The 19372-nt window shown below is 47.5% G+C and carries 18 protein-coding genes; 15 read left to right on the forward strand and 3 right to left on the reverse strand.

The genetic code is table 11. The annotated features are described in order from the left end of the window. The first annotated feature begins 43 nt into the window (after positions 1–43). The 10 genes from DWX32_RS16085 (at position 44) to DWX32_RS16130 (ending at position 11491) form a co-directional block, all read left to right on the forward strand. A complete protein-coding gene (locus DWX32_RS16085; protein ID WP_199671283.1) occupies positions 44–1645 on the forward strand; it encodes an ABC transporter substrate-binding protein in 1602 nt (533 codons plus the stop codon). Positions 1646–1709: 64 nt separating this feature from the next. After that, positions 1710–2726: an ABC transporter ATP-binding protein gene (locus DWX32_RS16090; protein WP_118595823.1), complete on the forward strand. Its 1017-nt coding sequence runs from the start codon at positions 1710–1712 to the stop codon at positions 2724–2726. After that, positions 2716–3621, forward strand: a complete 906-nt coding sequence (locus DWX32_RS16095) for an ATP-binding cassette domain-containing protein (RefSeq protein ID WP_118601275.1) — start codon at positions 2716–2718, stop codon at positions 3619–3621. Before DWX32_RS16090 ends, DWX32_RS16095 begins: the two co-directional genes overlap by 11 nt. After that, the gene (locus DWX32_RS16100) at positions 3618–4625 is read left to right on the forward strand and encodes an ABC transporter permease (RefSeq protein ID WP_118660579.1); all 1008 of its coding nucleotides are present in this window, start codon (positions 3618–3620) and stop codon (positions 4623–4625) included. Before DWX32_RS16095 ends, DWX32_RS16100 begins: the two co-directional genes overlap by 4 nt. Then, positions 4622–5515 carry an ABC transporter permease gene (locus tag DWX32_RS16105; protein ID WP_118660581.1) on the forward strand — a complete coding sequence of 298 codons (894 nt, stop codon included), beginning with the start codon at positions 4622–4624 and terminating at the stop codon, positions 5513–5515. Before DWX32_RS16100 ends, DWX32_RS16105 begins: the two co-directional genes overlap by 4 nt. 139 nt (positions 5516–5654) lie before the next feature. Continuing rightward, positions 5655–7397: a dihydroxy-acid dehydratase gene (ilvD, locus tag DWX32_RS16110; RefSeq protein WP_118640710.1), complete on the forward strand. Its 1743-nt coding sequence runs from the start codon at positions 5655–5657 to the stop codon at positions 7395–7397. Positions 7398–7571: 174 nt separating this feature from the next. Further along, entirely contained in the window at positions 7572–8150 is a 579-nt protein-coding gene (locus tag DWX32_RS16115; RefSeq protein WP_147398503.1) for a hypothetical protein, read from the forward strand. Between the two features lie 35 nt (positions 8151–8185). Next, complete coding sequence (locus DWX32_RS16120) at positions 8186–8947, forward strand: endonuclease/exonuclease/phosphatase family protein (RefSeq protein WP_118601270.1); 762 nt, start codon at positions 8186–8188, stop codon at positions 8945–8947. A 200-nt stretch (positions 8948–9147) separates the two neighbouring features. Then, positions 9148–10326 (forward strand): trans-sulfuration enzyme family protein, encoded by a 1179-nt coding sequence (locus DWX32_RS16125; RefSeq protein WP_118660583.1) that lies wholly within the window; start codon positions 9148–9150, stop codon positions 10324–10326. Then, on the forward strand, positions 10307–11491 hold the full coding sequence (locus tag DWX32_RS16130; protein ID WP_118660585.1) for a MalY/PatB family protein: 1185 nt from the start codon (positions 10307–10309) through the stop codon (positions 11489–11491). The genes DWX32_RS16125 and DWX32_RS16130 overlap by 20 nt, the downstream gene beginning before the upstream one ends. Before the next feature lie 76 nt (positions 11492–11567). On the opposite strand, the gene DWX32_RS16135 is transcribed toward DWX32_RS16130, so the two are convergent. Then, positions 11568–12296: a hypothetical protein gene (locus DWX32_RS16135; protein WP_022462534.1), complete on the reverse strand. Its 729-nt coding sequence runs from the start codon at positions 12294–12296 to the stop codon at positions 11568–11570. Positions 12297–12578: 282 nt separating this feature from the next. Next, on the reverse strand, positions 12579–13319 hold the full coding sequence (locus DWX32_RS16140; RefSeq protein WP_118660587.1) for a hypothetical protein: 741 nt from the start codon (positions 13317–13319) through the stop codon (positions 12579–12581). Between the two features lie 389 nt (positions 13320–13708). Between DWX32_RS16140 and thrH the strand changes: the two genes are divergently transcribed. The 5 genes from thrH (at position 13709) to DWX32_RS16165 (ending at position 19001) form a co-directional block, all read left to right on the forward strand. Beyond that, complete coding sequence (thrH, locus tag DWX32_RS16145) at positions 13709–14317, forward strand: bifunctional phosphoserine phosphatase/homoserine phosphotransferase ThrH (protein WP_118660589.1); 609 nt, start codon at positions 13709–13711, stop codon at positions 14315–14317. Between the two features lie 72 nt (positions 14318–14389). After that, a complete protein-coding gene (locus DWX32_RS16150) occupies positions 14390–15232 on the forward strand; it encodes an alpha/beta hydrolase (RefSeq protein WP_055221185.1) in 843 nt (280 codons plus the stop codon). 168 nt (positions 15233–15400) lie between these two features. Next, entirely contained in the window at positions 15401–16987 is a 1587-nt protein-coding gene (locus tag DWX32_RS16155) for an AAA family ATPase (RefSeq protein ID WP_117510976.1), read from the forward strand. 229 nt (positions 16988–17216) lie between these two features. Further along, positions 17217–18059 (forward strand): aldo/keto reductase, encoded by an 843-nt coding sequence (locus DWX32_RS16160; protein ID WP_330410169.1) that lies wholly within the window; start codon positions 17217–17219, stop codon positions 18057–18059. Between the two features lie 72 nt (positions 18060–18131). Further along, complete coding sequence (locus DWX32_RS16165) at positions 18132–19001, forward strand: aldo/keto reductase (RefSeq protein WP_117762223.1); 870 nt, start codon at positions 18132–18134, stop codon at positions 18999–19001. A gap of 89 nt (positions 19002–19090) precedes the next feature. Here the strand turns inward: DWX32_RS16165 and DWX32_RS19980 are convergent. Then, positions 19091–19372: hypothetical protein (locus DWX32_RS19980; RefSeq protein ID WP_207664920.1), on the reverse strand; the 282-nt coding region annotated here is incomplete at its 5' end.

Genomic DNA, 19372 nt, shown 5'->3' on the forward strand with positions numbered 1-19372 from the left:
CGGTCAGTCCGGGTAAAAACGGTCTGAAAATGGGAGGAAAAGGATGAAAAAGAAAATATTATCTTTGATGCTGATGGTGTCTCTTGCAGCATCCCTTGCGGCATGCGGTCAGGACAGCGGGAAAAACAGCAACAGTACAGATTTGTCGAAAACAGAGACGGAAGTTTCTTCCGGCCAGACAGGGGAGGAAGAGACGACCCTAGTTTACGGTTCTGCTGATTATACCAGGATTAATCCGGCGATGGATGAGCACGGTGAAATTAATCTGCTGCTGTTCAACGGACTGACCGCACACGATGCGGATGACAACATTGTTCCGGGTCTGGCAGAAAAATGGGAGTACGATGCAGAAACCTGCACCTACACCTTTCATATCCGGGACGGCATCCAATGGCATGATGGAGAAAAATTTACGGCGGATGATGTGAGATTCACCATCGAAGCGATCATGGATCCGGAAAACGGATCTGAAAATGCACCAAATTATGAGGATGTAGAAGAGATTACAGTTATAGATGACAGCACCGTTTCCTTCCGCCTTTCCGAGCCGAACGTGGCTTTCCTGGAATACATGACGATGGCCATCCTGCCGAAGCACCTGCTGGAAGGTGAAAATATGCAGGAGTCGGATTTCTTCCGAGCACCGGTCGGAACAGGTCCGTACAAGCTGGAAAGCTGGGATGAAGGCCAGTCGATCGTTCTGACAAAAAATGAAAATTATTACCTTGGGGCACCAAAGATTGACAAGGTCATTTTCAAAATTGTACCAGATGATAATGCACAGGCGATGCAGCTGGAATCCGGCGAACTGGATCTGGCGCTGCTTGACCCGAAAAATGCGCAGAATTTCAAAGAAAAAGACGGTTTTACCTGCTACGACATGACAACGGCAGATTACCGCGGAATCTTATTTAACTTTGCGAATGATTACTGGACGAAAAACAGGGATATCATTCCGGCCGTCTGTTATTCGATTGACCGCCAGGCCATTATCGATTCTGTGCTTCTTGGCGAGGGAATGGCGGCATACAGTCCGCTGCAGCGGAACATTTACAATAACGAAAACGTAGAACATTATGATTACAATCCGGAAAAAGCACAGGAAATTCTGGAAGCGGCCGGATGCACCAGAAACAGCGATGGTTTCTATGAACGTGACGGAGAAGAAATCGGCTTTGTGATCAGCGTAATGTCCGGCGAGCAGGACCGTATTGATATTGCCCAGGCAGCAGCACAGCAGCTCCGGGAAACCGGAATCAACTGTACCGTAGAAATTCCGGCACAGATGGACTGGGGCGGACAGATGGCCTGCCTGATCGGCTGGGGAAGCCCGTTCGATGCGGATGATCATACATATAAGGTTTTCGGCACGGACAAAGGGGCGAATTATTCGAGCTATTCCAATGAAAAAGTAGATGAGTATCTGTCTCTTGCCCGCCAGAGTGACGATCCGGAAGTGCGGAAAGAATATTACGGAAAATTCCAGGAAGAACTGGCAGAAGATCCGGCCTATGCATTCATCTGTTATATTGATGCAAATTATGTGGCAGATTCCGGTATTCAGGGAATTTCCAAAGACACGGTGCTGGGCCACCACGGCGTTGGTATTTTCTGGAATATTCAGGACTGGACAATCGAAGAATAAAAACAAAAAAGCAGACGAAGGAGGTATGGTTACCTCCTTTTTGTCTGTACAGGAGAAAAACGGAATGAAGGAACGATTAAAAGTGGAACATCTTTCCGTCAGCTTTTTTACGGATGAGGGGGAAGTACAGGCGGTCCGCGATGTCAGCTTTTCCCTGAATGCAGGTGAGGTGCTCGCTGTTGTAGGCGAGTCAGGCTGCGGAAAAAGTGTGCTCTGCAAAAGCATTATGAAGCTGCTGCCGGAGAATGCAAAGATCAAAAACGGAAAAATTCTGGTCAATGGAGAAGAAATTGCAGGATACGGGGAGCGAAGAATGCGGGAACTGCGGGGAAAACTGTTCTCGATGGTTTTCCAGAATCCGATGACTTCCTTAAATCCGACGATGACAGTCGGAGCGCAGATTGCAGAGGCAGTGCGGGCGCATCAGAAAGACATGGGAAAAGAAGAAGTGGAACAGAGAGTGACAGAACTGATGCAGCTGGTGGGAATCGAGCAGGCAGAAGAGCGGAAAAAGGCATATCCGTATCACTTTTCCGGCGGAATGCGGCAGCGGATCGTACTGGCGATTGCGCTGGCGGGCGATCCGGAAATTCTGTTTGCTGATGAGCCGACGACAGCGCTGGATGTGACGATTCAGGCACAGATTCTGGACCTGCTTCGGGAAATTCAGAAAAAACTGGGAACGGCGACGGTCTTTGTCACACATGACCTTGGCGTTGTAGCGCGGATCGCAGACCGGGTAGCGGTCATGTATGCGGGAAAAATAGTAGAGATTGGAACCGTGGATGAGATTTTCTATGATCCCCGTCATCCGTATACGTGGGGACTGCTGCGTTCCATACCGGCGTTTTCGAGGGGAAAAGAAAGCCTGCCGTCTATCCCGGGAATGCCGCCGTCTCTTCTCCATCCGCCGAAGGGCGATGCCTTTGCCAGCCGCAATGCTTATGCGCTGGAAATTGATTTTGAGGAGGAGCCGCCGATGTTCCGGGTTACAGACAGCCATTATGCGGCAACATGGCTACTGGATGAGAGAGCACCGAAGGTTGTGCCGCCGATAGGAGGAAACACAGATGGAACATGAGATTTTGCTGGATGTGCGTCATCTGACCCATATTTTTCCACTGTCCCGGAAAACAGCAGTCAAGGCAGTCGATGATGTATCGTTTCAGATTCGAAGAGGAGAAATTTTTGGACTGGTAGGAGAATCCGGTTCCGGAAAATCTACCGCTGCACGCTGTGTGATGAATATTTATCAGCCATATGCCGGCCAGATTTATTATAAAGGGATTGATACCTGCGACAGAGGCCAGTTCCGGAAAAATAAAAAAATGCTGCAGACGACACGCCAGATGATTTTTCAGGATTCCGGTTCCAGTCTGAATCAGAAGATGAAGGTCCGCGACATTATTGAGGAGCCGATGCGCGTGCAGAAAATCCGGCCGCTGCGGGGAAGCTATGAGGAGGAAGCCAGATTCCAGATGAAATACGTGGGGCTGGATCCGGAATATCTGAAAAAATATCCGGGAGAATTGTCCGGCGGACAGCGGCAGCGCGTTGCGATTGCACGGGCACTGACGATGGAGCCGGAGCTTCTGGTGGCGGATGAACCGATTGCATCGCTGGACGCGTCGATACAGGCACAGATTGTGAATCTGTTCCGTCATCTGCAGAAGGAGCACGGTTTTTCGTTCCTGTTTATTGCGCATGATCTGGATATGGTCGAATTTCTGTGTGACAGAGTAGGTGTGATGTACCATGGAAAACTGGTGGAGACCGGCCCGGCGCGAGCCGTGTTTGAAAATCCGCTGCATCCGTATACGAAAGCACTGATCGCGGCCATTCCGATTCCGGATCCGCGAAGGGAAAGAGCGCGAGCTGTACCGGATTTTTCCAATACAGAATTTCCCCGGACGGGAACACTGCGGGAAGTGGAAAAAGATCATTTTGTGCTGATGGAGGGAGGCGATGCAGGATGAAAAGCCGGAACAGAGTGCTTTACTATGGAAAAAAAGCAGCGGCATTTCTGGCAAGTGTTCTGCTGCTGTCTGTGCTCGTATTTTATATTTCAAGGCTTGCGCCGGGAGATCCGCTGGTATCATATTACGGAGACCGCGTGGAAAAAATGACGCCCGAAGAAAGAGCGTGGGCCGAAGAAAAATTGGGACTGAAGGATCCCATTTCCGTACAGTATATCCGCTGGGCAGGCAATGCGCTGCATGGGGATTTCGGAATTTCGTACAAATATAAAATGGATGTAACGCGCGTGATCGAGGGAAGAATTGGAAATACGCTGGTGCTTGGCGGCATTGGATTTCTGCTGATTTTCACCCTCGCGCTGCTTCTTGGAATTCTCTGTGCATGGAAGGAAGATACATGGCTGGACCGCATCATCTGTAAGGTGGGAACCATCACGGGATGTATTCCGGAATTCTGGCTGTCGCTGCTTCTGATTCTTGTTTTTTCCATGCAGCTCAAATGGCTGCCGAGTTCCGGTGCCTACTCTGTTGGAAAACAGGCAGATTTTTCTGACCGTGTCTGTCATCTGATCCTGCCGATGACGGTCGTAGTGCTGAGTCATTTGTGGTATTACGCATACATGATCCGCAATAAAATTCTGGATGAAGTGCGGGAAGAGTATGTGCTTCTGGCAAGAGCCAAGGGGCTGAAACGAAAGACGGTTCTGTTCCGGCATTGCCTGCGGAATACGATTCCGTCGTATCTTGGCATCATGGCCATTTCTGTTCCGCATGTGCTGGGGGGAACCTATATTGTAGAAACGGTTTTCTCGTATCCCGGTATCGGAACGCTGGCGTATGAGAGCGCACGGTACAAAGATTACAATCTTCTGATGCTGCTTTGCCTGATGTCCGGAATCGTTGTGATTCTGTGCAATATGGCGGCACAGATCATCAACGAGAGAATTGATCCGCGGATGCGGGAGAAAGAAGCGGCAGAAACATCGGAGGTAATGATGCTGTGACAGAAAAAACACAATTATTTCAATTCGCAGGAGAGAGGCCTGCAGAAAAAACAGAAGCAGAAAAAAAGAAAAAATGGTATCAGGACCGGCCGGTGGCAGCAGGGCTTTTTCTGGGCCTTCTTGTACTTGGCTGTCTTTTCTGCGAGCTGATCATGACAAAGGATCCTTCCTATATGGATCTGAAAAACTGTTCCGTCATGCCGTGCCGGGAATTTCTGTTTGGAACCGATACGATGGGAAGAGATATTTTCTCGATGATCTGGTACGGCGGCAGAATATCGCTGGCGATCGGTCTGCTTTCTACGCTGATTTCCACTGTGATTGCCGTTCTCTTCGGCGCAGTCAGCGGATGTGCACCGGCGTGGCTGGACGCGCTTCTGATGCGGCTGACCGAGATCTTTTTGTCGGTGCCGAATCTTCTTCTTGTCATTTTTCTTCTGGCCGCTGCGGGAAAATCCAATGTGATTACGATTTCTGCCGTGATCGGAATGACAAGCTGGACAAGCATTGCAAAGGTTGTGCGGACCGAAGTACGGCAGATCCGGAACAGTGAATACGTGATTGCGTCGCGCTGTATGGGAGGCAGTTTTTTCTATATTTTATGGCACCATCTGGCACCGAACTTTTTTTCGTCTATTATGTTTATGGTGGTTATGAACATCCGAAGTGCGATTGTAGCAGAATCCACACTGAGTTTTATGGGAATCGGTCTTCCGCTGGAGGTGATTTCCTGGGGCAGCATGCTGTCACTTTCGGAAAAAGCGCTGATGACAAAGGCATGGTGGATCATTCTGATCCCGGGTGTTTTTCTGATTGTGACGCTGCTTAGTTTTACAAGCATTGGAAATTATCTGCGGAAGCAGGCAAACAGAAAACAGAGAAATCTGTGAGCTGTTCAGAGAGGCTGCGGTCTGTGGGGAATCCCTGCAGACTGCAGCTTTTTTGTCTTGCAATCAAATACAGGGATTGCTATAGTGAAAAGCAGAAAGAGTATTTTTAATACCTAAAAAACAGCGGGAGGAGAAGGAAATGCTGAAGAGTCAGGAAATGCGGAAACTTGCACCGGAGATGGATCCGCTCCGGATTGGAACAGGATGGAAAAAAGAGGATCTTGAAAAACCGCAGATTATGGTGGAGAGTACGTACGGGGACAGCCACCCGGGAAGCGGCCACTTAAATCTGCTGGTCGAGGAAGTGCGGAAAGGCGTTGCGGAAGCGGGGGGCTTCGGGGCGCGGTATTTCTGCACCGACATCTGTGACGGCGAGAGCCAGGGAACGGACGGCATCAACTACAGTCTTGCGAGCCGCGAGATGATCACCAATATGATCGAGATCCACGCGAATGCGACACCGTTTGACGGCGGCGTCTATCTGTCGAGCTGCGACAAGGGTATGCCGGGCAATCTGATCGGCCTTGCGCGTGTCGATATTCCGGCGGTTGTTGTGCCGGGCGGAACGATGAATGCGGGACCGGAGATGCTGACACTGGAGCAGCTTGGCATGTACAGCGCAAAATTTGAGCGCGGTGAGCTCGACGAGGAGAAGCTCGACTGGGCGAAATGCAATGCCTGCCCGAGCTGCGGTGCCTGTTCGTTTATCGGAACGGCATCCACGATGCAGATCATGGCGGAGGCACTCGGCCTCGCCCTGCCTGGAAGCGCTCTGATGCCGGCGACAAGCCCGGATCTTCTGGCATATGCACGGGAGGCAGGCCGCCAGGCGGTAAAACTGGCACAGATGGAGCATATGCGGCCAAGCGATCTTGTGACGAAAGAGAGTTTTGAGAATGCGATTCTTGTCCACGCGGCAATTTCGGGAAGCACAAACTGCCTGCTGCACATCCCGGCCATTGCGCATGAGTTCGGCATCGAGATCACCGGCGACACATTCGATCGTCTGCACCGCAATGCGCGGTATCTGCTCGATGTCCGCCCGGCAGGAAGATGGCCGGCAGAGTGCTTCTATTATGCGGGCGGCGTTCCGGCGATTATGGAAGAAATCAAAGATCATCTGCATCTCAATGTGATGACGGTGACTGGAAAGACGCTCGGAGAAAATCTGGCGGAGCTTCGTGAAAATGGATTTTATGAGAAGTGCAGCGGATGGCTCGCAAAATTCAATGAGCGGTATGGAACTTCGATTATAAAAGAAGATATTATCCGCCCGTATGACAAGGCGATCGGAACGGACGGCAGCATCGCTGTTCTGCGCGGAAACCTTGCGCCGGAGGGAGCCGTCATCAAGCACACGGCCTGCCCGAAAGAAATGTTCCACGCCGTCCTCCGTGCCCGACCGTTCGACAGCGAGGAGGAGTGCCTCGATGCCGTGCTGAAACATAAGGTTCAGAAAGGCGACGCCGTCTTCATCCGCTACGAAGGCCCGAAAGGCAGCGGTATGCCGGAGATGTTCTATACTTCCGAGGCAATCAGCAGCGACAAAGAGCTTGGAAAGAGCATCGCGCTTATCACCGACGGCCGTTTTTCCGGCGCCTCCACCGGCCCGGTCATCGGCCACTGCAGTCCCGAAGCTGTAGACGGCGGCCCGATCGCACTCGTCGAGGAAGGGGATTTGATTGAGATTGATGTGAAGGAACGAAAACTTAACATCATCGGAATCGCCGGTGAGCGCAAGTCCATGGAAGAAATCGATGCGATCTTAAAAGAACGCCGCCAAAACTGGAAACCGCGCGAGCCGAAATACAAAAAAGGCGTACTCCGTCTTTTCAGCCTCCACGCAGCAAGCCCGATGAAAGGGGCGTATCTGGAGTACTAAAAATACTTGCGTTTTTCTGGGATGGTCTTTAGAAGTTAAGGCAGAGCAAAAAATGGAGGAAGGAGCAACAGAAAAACAAGTGAAAGAAAATACCTAAAAAACAAACTGTTCCTGTATAATGTTGCATCTCTTCAGAGAATGGTCGGAAGTCCAGATTCTGTACAGAAGAATGTGGTGCTGGAGAACAAGTCGCTGTCGGCGGAGCAGATTACCGGTGTGGAAAACCGAAAGAGCAAGGCAGGCGAAGCCGTTCTTCCGGTACTGCGCAGTGTTTCGCTGTTTCTTCTCGGGCTGCTTGGCGTGCTTCTGATTCTGCTGACGCTGCTTGTGATTGCGGCGGAGGCGGCGCGGATCATCTGTCTTGGACCGGCGGCAAAGAAACAGCAGAAGGAGCGGCCGGGCAGGCGGATCCGAAGAACGGAAGCAAGAATTTACCAGTATCTTTGTCTGTGGGGCATAGATGCCGGTCTTGGCTGGGGAACAGCAGCAACCGATGCAGAACTCGCCCGCAGATTTCCGGCGGTCGAGCCAGGCGAATATACGCGTGTCTGCCATCTGATCGAGAAACATATCTACGGTGAGATTCTGCTGTCTCCTTATGAGGAACGTACGCTGAACCATTTTCTGGAAAAGCTGATGGAGCCGGTACCGGGCTGCAGCTGGAAAATGCGGCTGAAGCTGCGCTATGCGTGTCTGCGCCGTGTGAATACGAAGAAAAAGAAGAGAAAGCACAGCGCTTTCCAGCAAAAATAAGGGTTAGGAAAACAAATGAAAAGAGGGATTTTACGATGAAATTTGTAACATTTAATATTCGCTGTGATTTTGGCCAGGATGGAGCCAATAATTTTATCTACCGCAGACCGCTGATTCTGGAAAAAATCAGACAGGAAAAGCCGGATATCATCGGTTTTCAGGAGGTACTGCCGCATGTGGCCGCCTGGCTGAAGGAAAATCTGACGGAATATTACATTGTCGGCTGCGGAAGAGAAAAGGATCTGACCGGCGAGGCAATGATCATTGCCTATCGGAAAGAACGTTTTCAGAGTGTGAGCCTGGAAACTTTCTGGCTGTCACCGACACCGTACGTGCCTGGATCCCGCTATCCGGTACAGAGTATGTGCCCGCGTACTGCGACGGATGTGGTATTTGAGGATATGGAGACCGGAAAAGTGTTCCGCGTCATCAACACCCATCTGGATCACGAGTGCGCCGGGGCGAGAAAGCTTGGCCTGGAGCAGATTCTCGCACATCTGAGAGCAGAGAAAGCATTTGCCGATGTGCCGGTGATTCTTAGCGGCGACTTCAATGCCGAGCCGGACAGCGAAGAGATGAAACCGCTGAGGGAAACTGCCGGTCTTGTGAATGCGACGGAAGGAATCGGCATTACCTTCCACAACTATCATCGCGATGATCCGAACGATCCGCAGTGCTCGATTGACTACATCATTCTCAAAGGGGACTGGGAACTGAAAAAGGTGGAAAAATGGACGGAGCAGAAGGACGGTGTGTGCCTTTCTGATCATTATCCGATCTGTGCGGAACTTATTTAAAATATAGATGCAAGAGGCGGCCGCCGGGAGAAAAATCTTCTGGCGGCGTTTTTTTATGATAGTTATAGGAAAAACTTATAACAAGTCAAAGAAAAAAGGGAATATACAAACGCCGCATTTTCTGTTATGATAGGTTACATTATAAAACCTATCAGATTAGTATAGAAAGAGAAATTACGAAATAACAGGAGATTATTCATATGGCAAGAGGAATTGACACAAAATGTATCCATTTAGAAGAGGACGAGGGACAGTGTAGCCACTACGGCGCACTCAGCTACCCGATTTATCAGACCGCAACGTATGCGCATCCGGGCGTAGGACAGAGCACCGGCTTTGATTACAGCAGACTGCAGAACCCGACCAGAGAGCATTTGGAAAAAATGGTGGCTGTGCTGGAAAACGGAATTGATGCGTTTGCATTAAGCTCCGGCATGGCAGCGATCTCTCTTCTGATGGAAATGTTCCGCCAGGGCGATCACATCATTGCGGACTCCGATCTGTACGGCGGCAGCATTCGTCTGTTCCACAACGTCAACGAGAAAAACGGCGTCGAGTTTTCCAGCATCGACTGCTGCCGTGATGACGTGGAGAGCTATGTGAAAGAAAATACAAAAGCAATCTACATCGAAACTCCGACGAACCCGATGATGAACGTAACCGACATCCGAAAGATGGCGGATATTGCAAAACGCCACAACCTGATTCTGATTGTGGACAACACCTTTATGTCCCCGTATTTTCAGAATCCGCTCGATCTCGGTGCGGACGTTGTCATCCACAGCGGCACGAAATACTTAAGCGGCCACAACGATACACTGGCAGGCTTTATCGTGACAAACCGTGAAGACATTCAGGAAAAACTGCGTTTCCTGATTAAGACAACAGGTGCAGGTCTTGCTCCGTTTGACTGCTGGCTGGTGCTGCGCGGCATGAAAACTTTAGGCATCCGCATGGAGCGTTCCCAGGAGAATGCAGAGCAGATCGCTGCATGGCTGCAGAAGCAGAAAGCAGTCACAAGAGTGATCTATCCGGGACTGCCGGATCACCCGGGCCATGAGATTATGAAAAAACAGGCAAGAGGCTTCGGTGCTATGCTGACAATCCAGCTCGAGAGCAAAGAGTTTGCCCTTGCCATTCTGGAAAAGGTAAGAATGATCCGTTTCGCAGAGAGCCTCGGCGGCGTGGAGACACTCGTTACGTATCCGACGACGCAGACACATGCCGATGTGCCGAAGGAAATCCGTGAGCGGAACGGAATTACGGAGAGCACCCTTCGCTTTTCCGTCGGAATTGAAAATATCGAGGACCTGATCGGCGAGCTTGAGAAGGTTTTTGCAGAAATTGAGGAAGAGAAAAATGACGGAAAGAAATCTTGATTTTGACAGAATCATCAACCGAAAAAATACAGACTGTTTAAAATATGACTTCGCAGTAAAACGCGGTATGCCAGCCGACGTGCTGCCGCTGTGGGTGGCGGACATGGACTTTGAGACATCCTCCTACATCGAGGATGCGCTGGTAGAGCGTGCGAAAATGGGCATTTACGGCTACAGCGATGCGCAGACTCCGTATTTTGAGGCCGTTGCGGGATGGATGAAACGCCATCACAACTGGGAGCCGAAAGAAGAATGGCTGATCAAAACGCCGGGCGTTGTGTTTGCACTTGCGATGGCAGTCAAAGCTTACACCGCGCCTGGGGATGCCGTGCTGATCCAGTCACCGGTTTACTATCCATTTTCGGAAGTCATTGCGGATAACGGCAGAAGAGTTGTCAGCAGCACGCTGGTGCTCGGCGATGATAACCGCTATCACATGGATGTGGCGGATTTCGAGGAGAAGCTGAAAGCTGAAAACGTAAAGCTCTTTTTCCTCTGCAATCCGCACAATCCGGTCGGAAGAGTCTGGACGAAAGAGGAGCTGACGGCGATCGGCGATCTCTGCGTGCAGTACGGCGTGACCGTTGTAAGTGATGAGATCCATGGAGATTTCATTTTTAAGGGCGAGCATCAGGTGTTTGCTGCGATCAAAAAAGAGTACGAGGACATCACGATCACCTGCACCGCGCCGAGTAAGACATTCAATCTGGCAAGTATGATGATGTCAAACATCTTTATCGCCAACCCGGAACTCCGTGCGAAATTCCGGAAACAGCTCGATGCAGCCGGAACGAGCCAGCTTGGTGTGATGGGTCTGGTGGCATGCGAGACGGCATATAATAAGGGCGAGGAGTGGTATGAGGCAATGCTTTCCTATGTGAAGGCAAATGCAGAATTTACAAGGCAGTATGTGGAGGAGCAGCTTCCGGGCGTGAAGATGATCGACCTGGAGGGAACATATCTCGTATGGCTCGATTTCCGCAAGACGGGGCTTTCTGTCGACGAACTGGAAGACCTGATCATCAACAAGGCGAAGCTGTGGCTCGACAGCGGCAAGATCTTCGGAGACTGCGGTCGCGGCTTCCAGCGGATCAACATCGCCTGCCCGCGCGCAACCCTGACCGAGGCACTGGAGCGGATTCGGGATGCGATGAAAAGCAGATAAAGCCACACCGATGAGATGCGTAGCATTTTGGAAGTTGGCTCTGAACAGTGACGAAAACATGTTGAAAAGGCGCAGCTTACGGAACATCTTTTTGGGAGATATGATTTTTTTTGTGTCTCCGGTAGAGAAAGAAGAAAGCTGCGCCTCCGCATATCAAAACGAGTACTTTCACCGGAATCTGATATACCGGATACACAGAGGTATAAATGCAATGATATTCTGGCGAAGAAACTTCGCTTTCCTCAGCAGGGCTCGGGCTCCAGGAAAAAGATGCCAGAATTCGAAAATATTTTTTATCAGAAGAAAACTGGCTATAAGGAAGATAAAAATCTGGATTTCCAGGCGTTGTGATTTTCCGTTCCAGCGTCCAGGGTTCTTCCGTGCTGTTCCGAGTCCACAATTCTGCTTTTTCTAATTCAAAAAGATACATCAGTGGATCTGTCTCCAGACGGATAAAGTCTTCTTTCGCAGTTCTTACCTGGGTTATATTTTGAAAATCGAAAACTGTCTGATATAACAAAGAACGATCTGATTTTTCCTGATAGGTGAGTACATTTGCGGCATACAGATCTTGGAAACTTTTTGTCTTTTCAGATCGTTTAAAAAAATAGAAATCGATAGGTTTGGAAGAAGTTTTTCGATACTCGTTTTCTAAACTGGATTCTATTGGCGAAGCATTTTCTGGTACGTTTTCTTTTAAAAAAGAGCACAATACCGTATCGTCATTTTCGAATGCAGTGTCTGCTTTGACTGGAACAGAAAAACAGAATAACAGGGTGAAAAATAAAAATTTGATTTTTTTCATAATGAGTTACCTCTTATTTATGGCTTTATTCAGTTGATGCCGGATTTAAAAGTTTTTTTGAATGGTTGTTCTGTACTTTTTGTTCCTGCAATTCCTAAAACATTCATAATCTGCCCGTTTTTCTACGAGTAATGGCGACTTGCTCATGATTTTACTTAAATTACTTGAAAATACCTTAAACACAATTTGCCTATCAGAGAAATTTGTGCTTCTGGATAGGCAAATTGTTACTTTGAAAGAGTAATTAGAAATTAAATGTACTTGTATGTGGTGAATGAAAGTTTAATAACTTAGGTTCATTGTTTTATATGCAGTATAGGCTGTTCCTGATGGAGAGTAGCTAATTCCACCACCGTTGTAGGAAAAAGAGATACTGTAGCCGGTTTTCTGGGGATTATATAAGTATCCCATTACAATTCTTTTATCACTGCTATTACCTGCAGTAGCGTGACAGTATGTAACACCTTTAAGCTTCATGGCATAGTCGGGTGTTCCTAGTTGACTCCCTGAAAATTCAGCACCAGATAATTGCTGATTATTTGCAGTAAGAGTTCCACCGACTTTCCAATCGTTCATAGTATTATCTTTGTACCATAATTTTCCACCATATTCATACGGTCTCATAGCAGCGCCTAATTGAAAAGAAAAACTGTCTTTTCCGCGAGGTTGTTTATTAGAAGTAAACTCGTATGTTGGATAGATATAAATGGTTGATGCATTTTTAAAAGCTGATGCAGTAAAGGAAATACCGGTTAAAGTTTCGCTACTGAGTATCGATATTTGATTTTCGATATTTGAATTAATATATTCAAAATGTTTACCTCCACTTTTTAAGTCATCCACAATGAACTGCATGACGTCATCATCCAGCTTTTCTATTTCCTTTTGTGGCATTCCGGTTTTTAATAGATATGCTTTGTTAGATAGAACAACATTATTATCTGCCTTTACATTGCAAATTCCCATATTTAAGGGCAGAATACAACAAATAAAAAATGCAAGACATGTTTTTAATTTTTTCATGATGAGTGGTCTCCTTTCATAAGTATTGTTGGATGGTTTTAGTTTTTTATTTATCCTTAGATTAGTGCACTATCTGAAAAGTAAATTCGTTCGTTAATATGGATGATAAAATAGAAAATTAATAAAAATGCTTGTAATTATTATATAAATATATGAAAAATAAATCAATAGTCAAAAAACATATAAATAAATATATGAATTTGTAAAAAACAACGATTTTGTAAAAAGAATGTAATTTTAGAGAGATATATACGTATAAAAAAATAAAACGTGATTTTAATTTGCAGTGATATGGATTCTATGATATAGTGTGGTAAAGTGATGTTGTGAAAAAAAACAAAACCCCGTCGCTAAACAAGGCGGGCAGCGCAGGAAAGGGGATCATAACAATGTATATTACATGTCTGGATGTAGAAGGAGTACTGGTACCGGAAATCTGGATCGCATTTGCGGAGGCAAGCGGAATCCCGGAACTTAAAAAAACGACACGCGACGAGCCGGATTACGATAAACTGATGAGATGGAGACTTGGAATCTTAAAAGAGCATGGCCTTGGACTGAAAGAAATTCAGGCTACGATTGAAAAAATTGATCCGCTGCCGGGTGCAAAAGAGTTCCTTGACGAGCTGCGCACTTTCTCCCAGGTGATCCTGATCAGCGATACCTTTACGGAATTTGCCGCACCGCTGATGAAAAAACTGGGCTATCCGACGCTGTTCTGCAACTCTCTGGAAGTCGCAGACGACGGCGAGATCACAGGATTTAAAATGAGAGTCGAGCAGTCGAAGCTCACCACCGTAAAAGCACTGCAGTCCATCGGATTTGAGACGATCGCAAGCGGCGATTCCTACAATGACCTTGGCATGATTCAGGCAAGTAAGGCAGGTTTTCTGTTCCGCTCGACCGATAAAATCAAAGCCGACTATCCGCAGATCCCGGCGTATGAGACGTATGAGGAGCTGCTTGGTGCGATCAAAAAGGCAATGGAGGAGAAGTAAACAAAAAAGGTGATTTCCGGCCGGAGGCTGCGACGAACGGTCAGGAAAACAGAAATATGGGGGTTTTATTACATGAGAAGAAGAATTCAGGTAGAAGCAGAAAAACCACAATTCTGCGTCACAACAGGAATTACATTTGCACAGGCGGATGCCTGGTTTGGAAATACGGTGCAGGATTTGAAGCTGGATTTGATTTACCCGCGGGATAACACCAGAAAATATCCGTGTGTGGTATGGATTTGCGGAGGGGCCTGGATCCAGATGGACCGCTCAGCACATCTTGCCTATCTGTCCGTACTGGCACAGCAGGGATTCGTTGTTGCATCGGTAGAATACCGCACAAGCAATGAGGCAAAATTTCCGGCGCCGCTGCAGGATGTGAAAGCAGGAATCCGTTATCTGCGTGCACATGCCGATCGCTTCAACATTGATCCGGACCGCATCGGTGTGATGGGAGAATCTGCGGGCGGTTATCTGACCTGCATGGCAGCGCTTGCGACAGATCCCGTTTATGATGTGGGAGAAAATCTGGAATATTCCAGTGCCGTACAGGCCGCCTGCCCGTGGTACCCGCCGACCGATTTCCGCGGATTCCCGTACAGTGATCCGGAGCAGTGTGCGGCATCTCCGGAATCCCTTCTGATGGGCAAAAACGTGATGCGCCATCCGGAAGAAGCGCTCGCGTGCTGTCCGGTCAGCTTCGTGACAAAAGCCGCACCGCCGTTTCTGATCATCCACGGAGAGGATGACCATACCGTTCCGTTCGGACAGGGAGAGGAACTGCACGACGAACTGGAAAAAGCGGGATGTGACGTCACACTGCTTTCGATCGAGGATGCCGACCACGCAGATCTTCGTTTCTTCCAGAAGGAAGTGTGGGACGAAATCTGTGCGTTCTTCCGCGCAAAACTGTAAAAGAAGCAAAAGCAGAGTGAAAGTCCAGGAGATTTTCGCTCTGTTTTTTGATTGTTTGGGAGAATCTGTGGTGCAGCATTTTTTGCAGGATAAAGTCTACCCATCGGAGTTCTTTCCGTGTATAATGAATACAGGAAAGATCACAATGTGAACAGGAAGGAGGCCGCCATGGGAAGATTTTTAAATCCGGGAAATGAAGCATTTTCGGAAGTCATTCATTCAGAAATCTATGTAGATAAAACACCGCTTCTGGAATATACCAACAGAGTGATCAGTACTACATCAAAATTTATCTGCAGCAGCCGTCCGAGGCGTTTCGGAAAGTCAATCACAGCGGAGATGCTGTCGGCATATTACAGCAAAGGCAGTGATTCCAGAGAACTGTTTGCGGACTATGCGATTCATAAGGCGGAGTCCTTTGAAAAACATCTGAACCAGTATGATGTGATTCATTTTGATGTCCAGTGGTGCATGATGGATGCCGGAAATGCGGATTGCGTTGTGGAATATATCAATAACGGAATTCTGCAGGAACTGAAGGAAAAATACGGAGAACTGATTCCGGATACTGTGAAGACGGTTTATGGGGCGATGTCCTATATTAAGGCTGCTGCGGGAAACAAATTTGTTGTCATCATCGATGAATGGGATGTACTGATCCGAGATGAAGCGCAGAACCATAAAGTGCAGGAAGAATATATTGATTTTTTAAGAGGCATGTTCAAAGGATCGGAACCGTCAAAATATATTGCACTGGCGTATCTGACAGGAATTCTGCCGATCAAGAAATTAAAGACACAGTCCGCCCTCAACAATTTCGAAGAATTCACCATGCTGGATGCAGGAAGAATGGCACCGTATGTTGGCTTTACAGAAGCGGAAGTGCATGATTTATGCGACCGGTACGGACAGAACTATGAACAGGTGAAATCATGGTATGATGGATATTCTCTGGAAGGGTATCAGGTATATAATCCCAAAGCCGTTGTCAGCCTGATGCTGAACGGAAAATATAAAAGCTACTGGTCCAATACCGGTAGCTATGAAGCAATCGTGCCACTGATTAACATGAATTTCGACGGACTGAGGGCAGCTATTATAGAAATGATGTCGGGGGCCGCCGTGGATGTGGATGTGACGTCTTTCCAGAATGATACTGTAAGCTTTGCCAACCGGGATGATATACTGACGTATTTGATCCATCTCGGATATCTGGCTTACGATCAGGACAGGCAGCAGGTTTTTATTCCGAATGAGGAAATCAGACATGAACTAAACAATGCGGTGAAACGCAACAAATGGAATGAAATGATTACTTTTCAGAAGGAATCCACAGATCTGCTGGATGCAACCCTGGATATGGATGAAAAAGCGGTAGCGGATGGCGTAGAGAGAATTCATCAGGAGTACAGTTCGGTGATCCAATATAATGATGAAAATTCCCTGAGCAGCGTGCTTACGATAGCATATTTAAGCTCTATGCAGTATTATTTCAAACCGATAAGAGAGCTGCCGGCTGGGCGCGGTTTTGCAGATTTTGTTTATCTTCCGAAACCGGAATACAAAACAAGTTATCCGGCGCTGCTGGTAGAACTTAAGTGGAACAAAAGCACAGATACAGCTATGGAACAGATCCGGGACAAAAAATATCCGGATTCTATTCTGGAATACACAGGAGATCTTCTTCTTGTGGGGATCAACTATAATAAAAGGACGAAAGAACATGAATGCAGGATTGAAAAGATAAAAAAATAGAAAACAAAATGCAGAGAAGAAAAACGTCATACTATGGATAAGGGATTCATGGTATGACGTTTTTGCAAACATTTGAGTCGATCCGAAACAGGAATGAACGATTAGATTTTAGGGATTTTTTTCAAAAAAGTCCTTGATCGGTAGCAACTCCCGGGTGATAAACTAAAGCTACAAAGACAGGGAAATAACAAAATATCACACATCAAAATAAAACAGGGAGGTTATGATGATGAACTTTACATTAAGCAATCAGGTGCAGATCCCGGCAGTGGGAATCGGAACTTTTATGATGACACCGGATCAGGCAGAGCAGGCGGTTGTGGACGCATTAGCATGCGGATACCGCATGATTGATACTGCACAGGCTTATATGAACGAGCGTGCAGTTGGGCGCGGAGTTAAAAGATCCGGTGTGGCAAGAGAGGACATTTTCATCTCGACCAAAATATGGGCGAGCCAGTATCTGACAGAAGGAACGGTAGAAAAGAGCCTGGAACTGCTTGGAACCGACTACATCGATCTGATGTTTATCCATCAGCCGGCAGGCGACTTTATGGCAGGCTACCGCAAACTGGAAAAAGCGTACAAAGAGGGCAAAATCAAAGCTATCGGTATTTCCAATTTCCAGGGTGAAAAGTTGAAAAAACTGCTGGAAGAGTGCGAAATCAAACCGCATGTGATCCAGATGGAAGCGCATCCGTATTACCGCGATGAGGAGACTATTTCCGCACTTGCTCCGTGCGGCTGCCGTGTGATGGCATGGTATCCGTTGGGACACGGTGATCATGCACTGCTTGAGGAGCCGATTGTCAAAGAACTTGCGGAAAAATATGAAAAGAGCACCGCGCAGGTGATCTTAAGATGGCACACCCAGGTTGGAAATATCGTCATCCCGGGTTCTACGAATCCGGAGCACATCAAGGCAAACCTCGATATCTTCGGTTTCGAACTGACCGACGAAGAGATGAAGAAAATGGAAGGCCTGAATAAAAACGTGCGTTACTATTACCCGGATGAGGAAAAACTGGCAGCATATGTGAATATGAAGATCGATTTGGACAGCCAGAAATAAAATAAATACGGCCTGCCAAAGATGGAAGAACATGTGTTTACTGCATTTATTTGATAAGAAAGGGAAACAAAAATGGAATATAAAGTATTGACAAATGGTATAAAAATGCCGATGGAGGGTTTTGGGGTTTTTCAGGTAAGAGATAAAGAAGAGTGCAAAGAATCTGTATTAAATGCCATCCGGGCGGGCTATCGTCTGATCGACACGGCGGCTTCTTATACAAATGAAGATGCCGTTGGGGAAGCCGTCCGTGAGGCGATTGCAGAAGGAATCTGCACCCGCAAAGAACTGTTCATCACATCCAAGATGTGGGTTCAGGATATGCAGAATTATGAAATGGCAAAGAAAGCCATCGATCATTCGATTGAGACGCTTGGCGTGGAATATCTTGATCTTTATTTGCTGCACCAGGCAATGAAAGATTATTTCAGTGCATGGCGTGCTATGGAGGATGCATACAAAGAAGGAAAGTTAAGAGCCATCGGTGTTTCCAATTTTTATCCTCATGTGCTGGCCAACTTCTGCGAAACAGTAGCAATCCGTCCTATGGTAAATCAGATTGAAATGCACCCGTACTTCACGCAGGAGCCGGCGTTAAAAGTTATGGAAGAGTATCAGATTGTGCCGGAGGCATGGGCACCGCTCGGTGGAGGCCGTCACAATCCGTTTGAAAACGAGATGGTAAAAGAAATCGCTGACGTACACGGAAAGACCGTAGGACAGATTGTTCTGCGCTGGAATGTACAGCGCGGCGTTGTGGTCATTCCGAAATCGGTTCACAAGACGAGAATCGAAGAGAATTTTCAGATCTGGGATTTTACACTGACCGAAGAGGAAATGCAGAGAATCAGCTCACTGGATCTCGGCTATCAGGGAACTGCGGTAAAACATTTTGATCCGGAATTTGTTAAAATGTGTAATACCAGAAAAATCCACGAATAAAACAGGGCGGTTCGTTTTCCGACTGCGGTAAGATCGTTTCCGCACAGGCAGACGTTGCGTTCCTGGACCCTTTGGGTCAGAAATAAAAGTCAAAAATAAGAAAAGCCAGAAACGCTGTGTATCGTTTGCTTCTGGCTTTTTTTGCTTGATAAAAAACGTTTCACGTACGAAACACCTGTACCGATATCTTCGTCACATATTCTTTCACAGACGCCGTTGCCAGTTCGTCGATCACTGCTTCTTTGTAGGAATACTGGCCCGTCGAAAAATGGTTCTGGTCGATCCAGTCGAAGAGGGTTTTGTAGGTGTCTTTTGAAAACGGCGCGTCGCATTCTCGTTACTTTAGCCTGCAAATAAAAAGTCAATACTAA

Source organism: Blautia sp. AF19-13LB, from assembly GCF_003479105.1.
GTDB classification, from domain to species: domain Bacteria; phylum Bacillota; class Clostridia; order Lachnospirales; family Lachnospiraceae; genus Fusicatenibacter; species Fusicatenibacter saccharivorans.

Excerpts from the sequence above, each read along its gene's own strand:
- DWX32_RS16135 (WP_022462534.1), bottom strand. The coding sequence starts at position 12,296 with ATGAAAAAAATCAAATTTTTATTTTTCACCCTGTTATTCTGTTTTTCT.
- DWX32_RS16125 (WP_118660583.1), top strand. The coding sequence starts at position 9,148 with ATGGCAAGAGGAATTGACACAAAATGTATCCATTTAGAAGAGGACGAG.
- DWX32_RS16090 (WP_118595823.1), top strand. The coding sequence starts at position 1,710 with ATGAAGGAACGATTAAAAGTGGAACATCTTTCCGTCAGCTTTTTTACG.
- DWX32_RS16155 (WP_117510976.1), top strand. The coding sequence starts at position 15,401 with ATGGGAAGATTTTTAAATCCGGGAAATGAAGCATTTTCGGAAGTCATT.
- DWX32_RS16140 (WP_118660587.1), bottom strand. The coding sequence starts at position 13,319 with ATGAAAAAATTAAAAACATGTCTTGCATTTTTTATTTGTTGTATTCTG.
- DWX32_RS16085 (WP_199671283.1), top strand. The coding sequence starts at position 44 with ATGAAAAAGAAAATATTATCTTTGATGCTGATGGTGTCTCTTGCAGCA.
- DWX32_RS16165 (WP_117762223.1), top strand. The coding sequence starts at position 18,132 with ATGGAATATAAAGTATTGACAAATGGTATAAAAATGCCGATGGAGGGT.
- DWX32_RS16130 (WP_118660585.1), top strand. The coding sequence starts at position 10,307 with ATGACGGAAAGAAATCTTGATTTTGACAGAATCATCAACCGAAAAAAT.
- DWX32_RS16120 (WP_118601270.1), top strand. The coding sequence starts at position 8,186 with ATGAAATTTGTAACATTTAATATTCGCTGTGATTTTGGCCAGGATGGA.
- thrH (WP_118660589.1), top strand. The coding sequence starts at position 13,709 with ATGTATATTACATGTCTGGATGTAGAAGGAGTACTGGTACCGGAAATC.
- DWX32_RS16100 (WP_118660579.1), top strand. The coding sequence starts at position 3,618 with ATGAAAAGCCGGAACAGAGTGCTTTACTATGGAAAAAAAGCAGCGGCA.
- ilvD (WP_118640710.1), top strand. The coding sequence starts at position 5,655 with ATGCTGAAGAGTCAGGAAATGCGGAAACTTGCACCGGAGATGGATCCG.
- DWX32_RS16095 (WP_118601275.1), top strand. The coding sequence starts at position 2,716 with ATGGAACATGAGATTTTGCTGGATGTGCGTCATCTGACCCATATTTTT.
- DWX32_RS16150 (WP_055221185.1), top strand. The coding sequence starts at position 14,390 with ATGAGAAGAAGAATTCAGGTAGAAGCAGAAAAACCACAATTCTGCGTC.
- DWX32_RS16160 (WP_330410169.1), top strand. The coding sequence starts at position 17,217 with ATGAACTTTACATTAAGCAATCAGGTGCAGATCCCGGCAGTGGGAATC.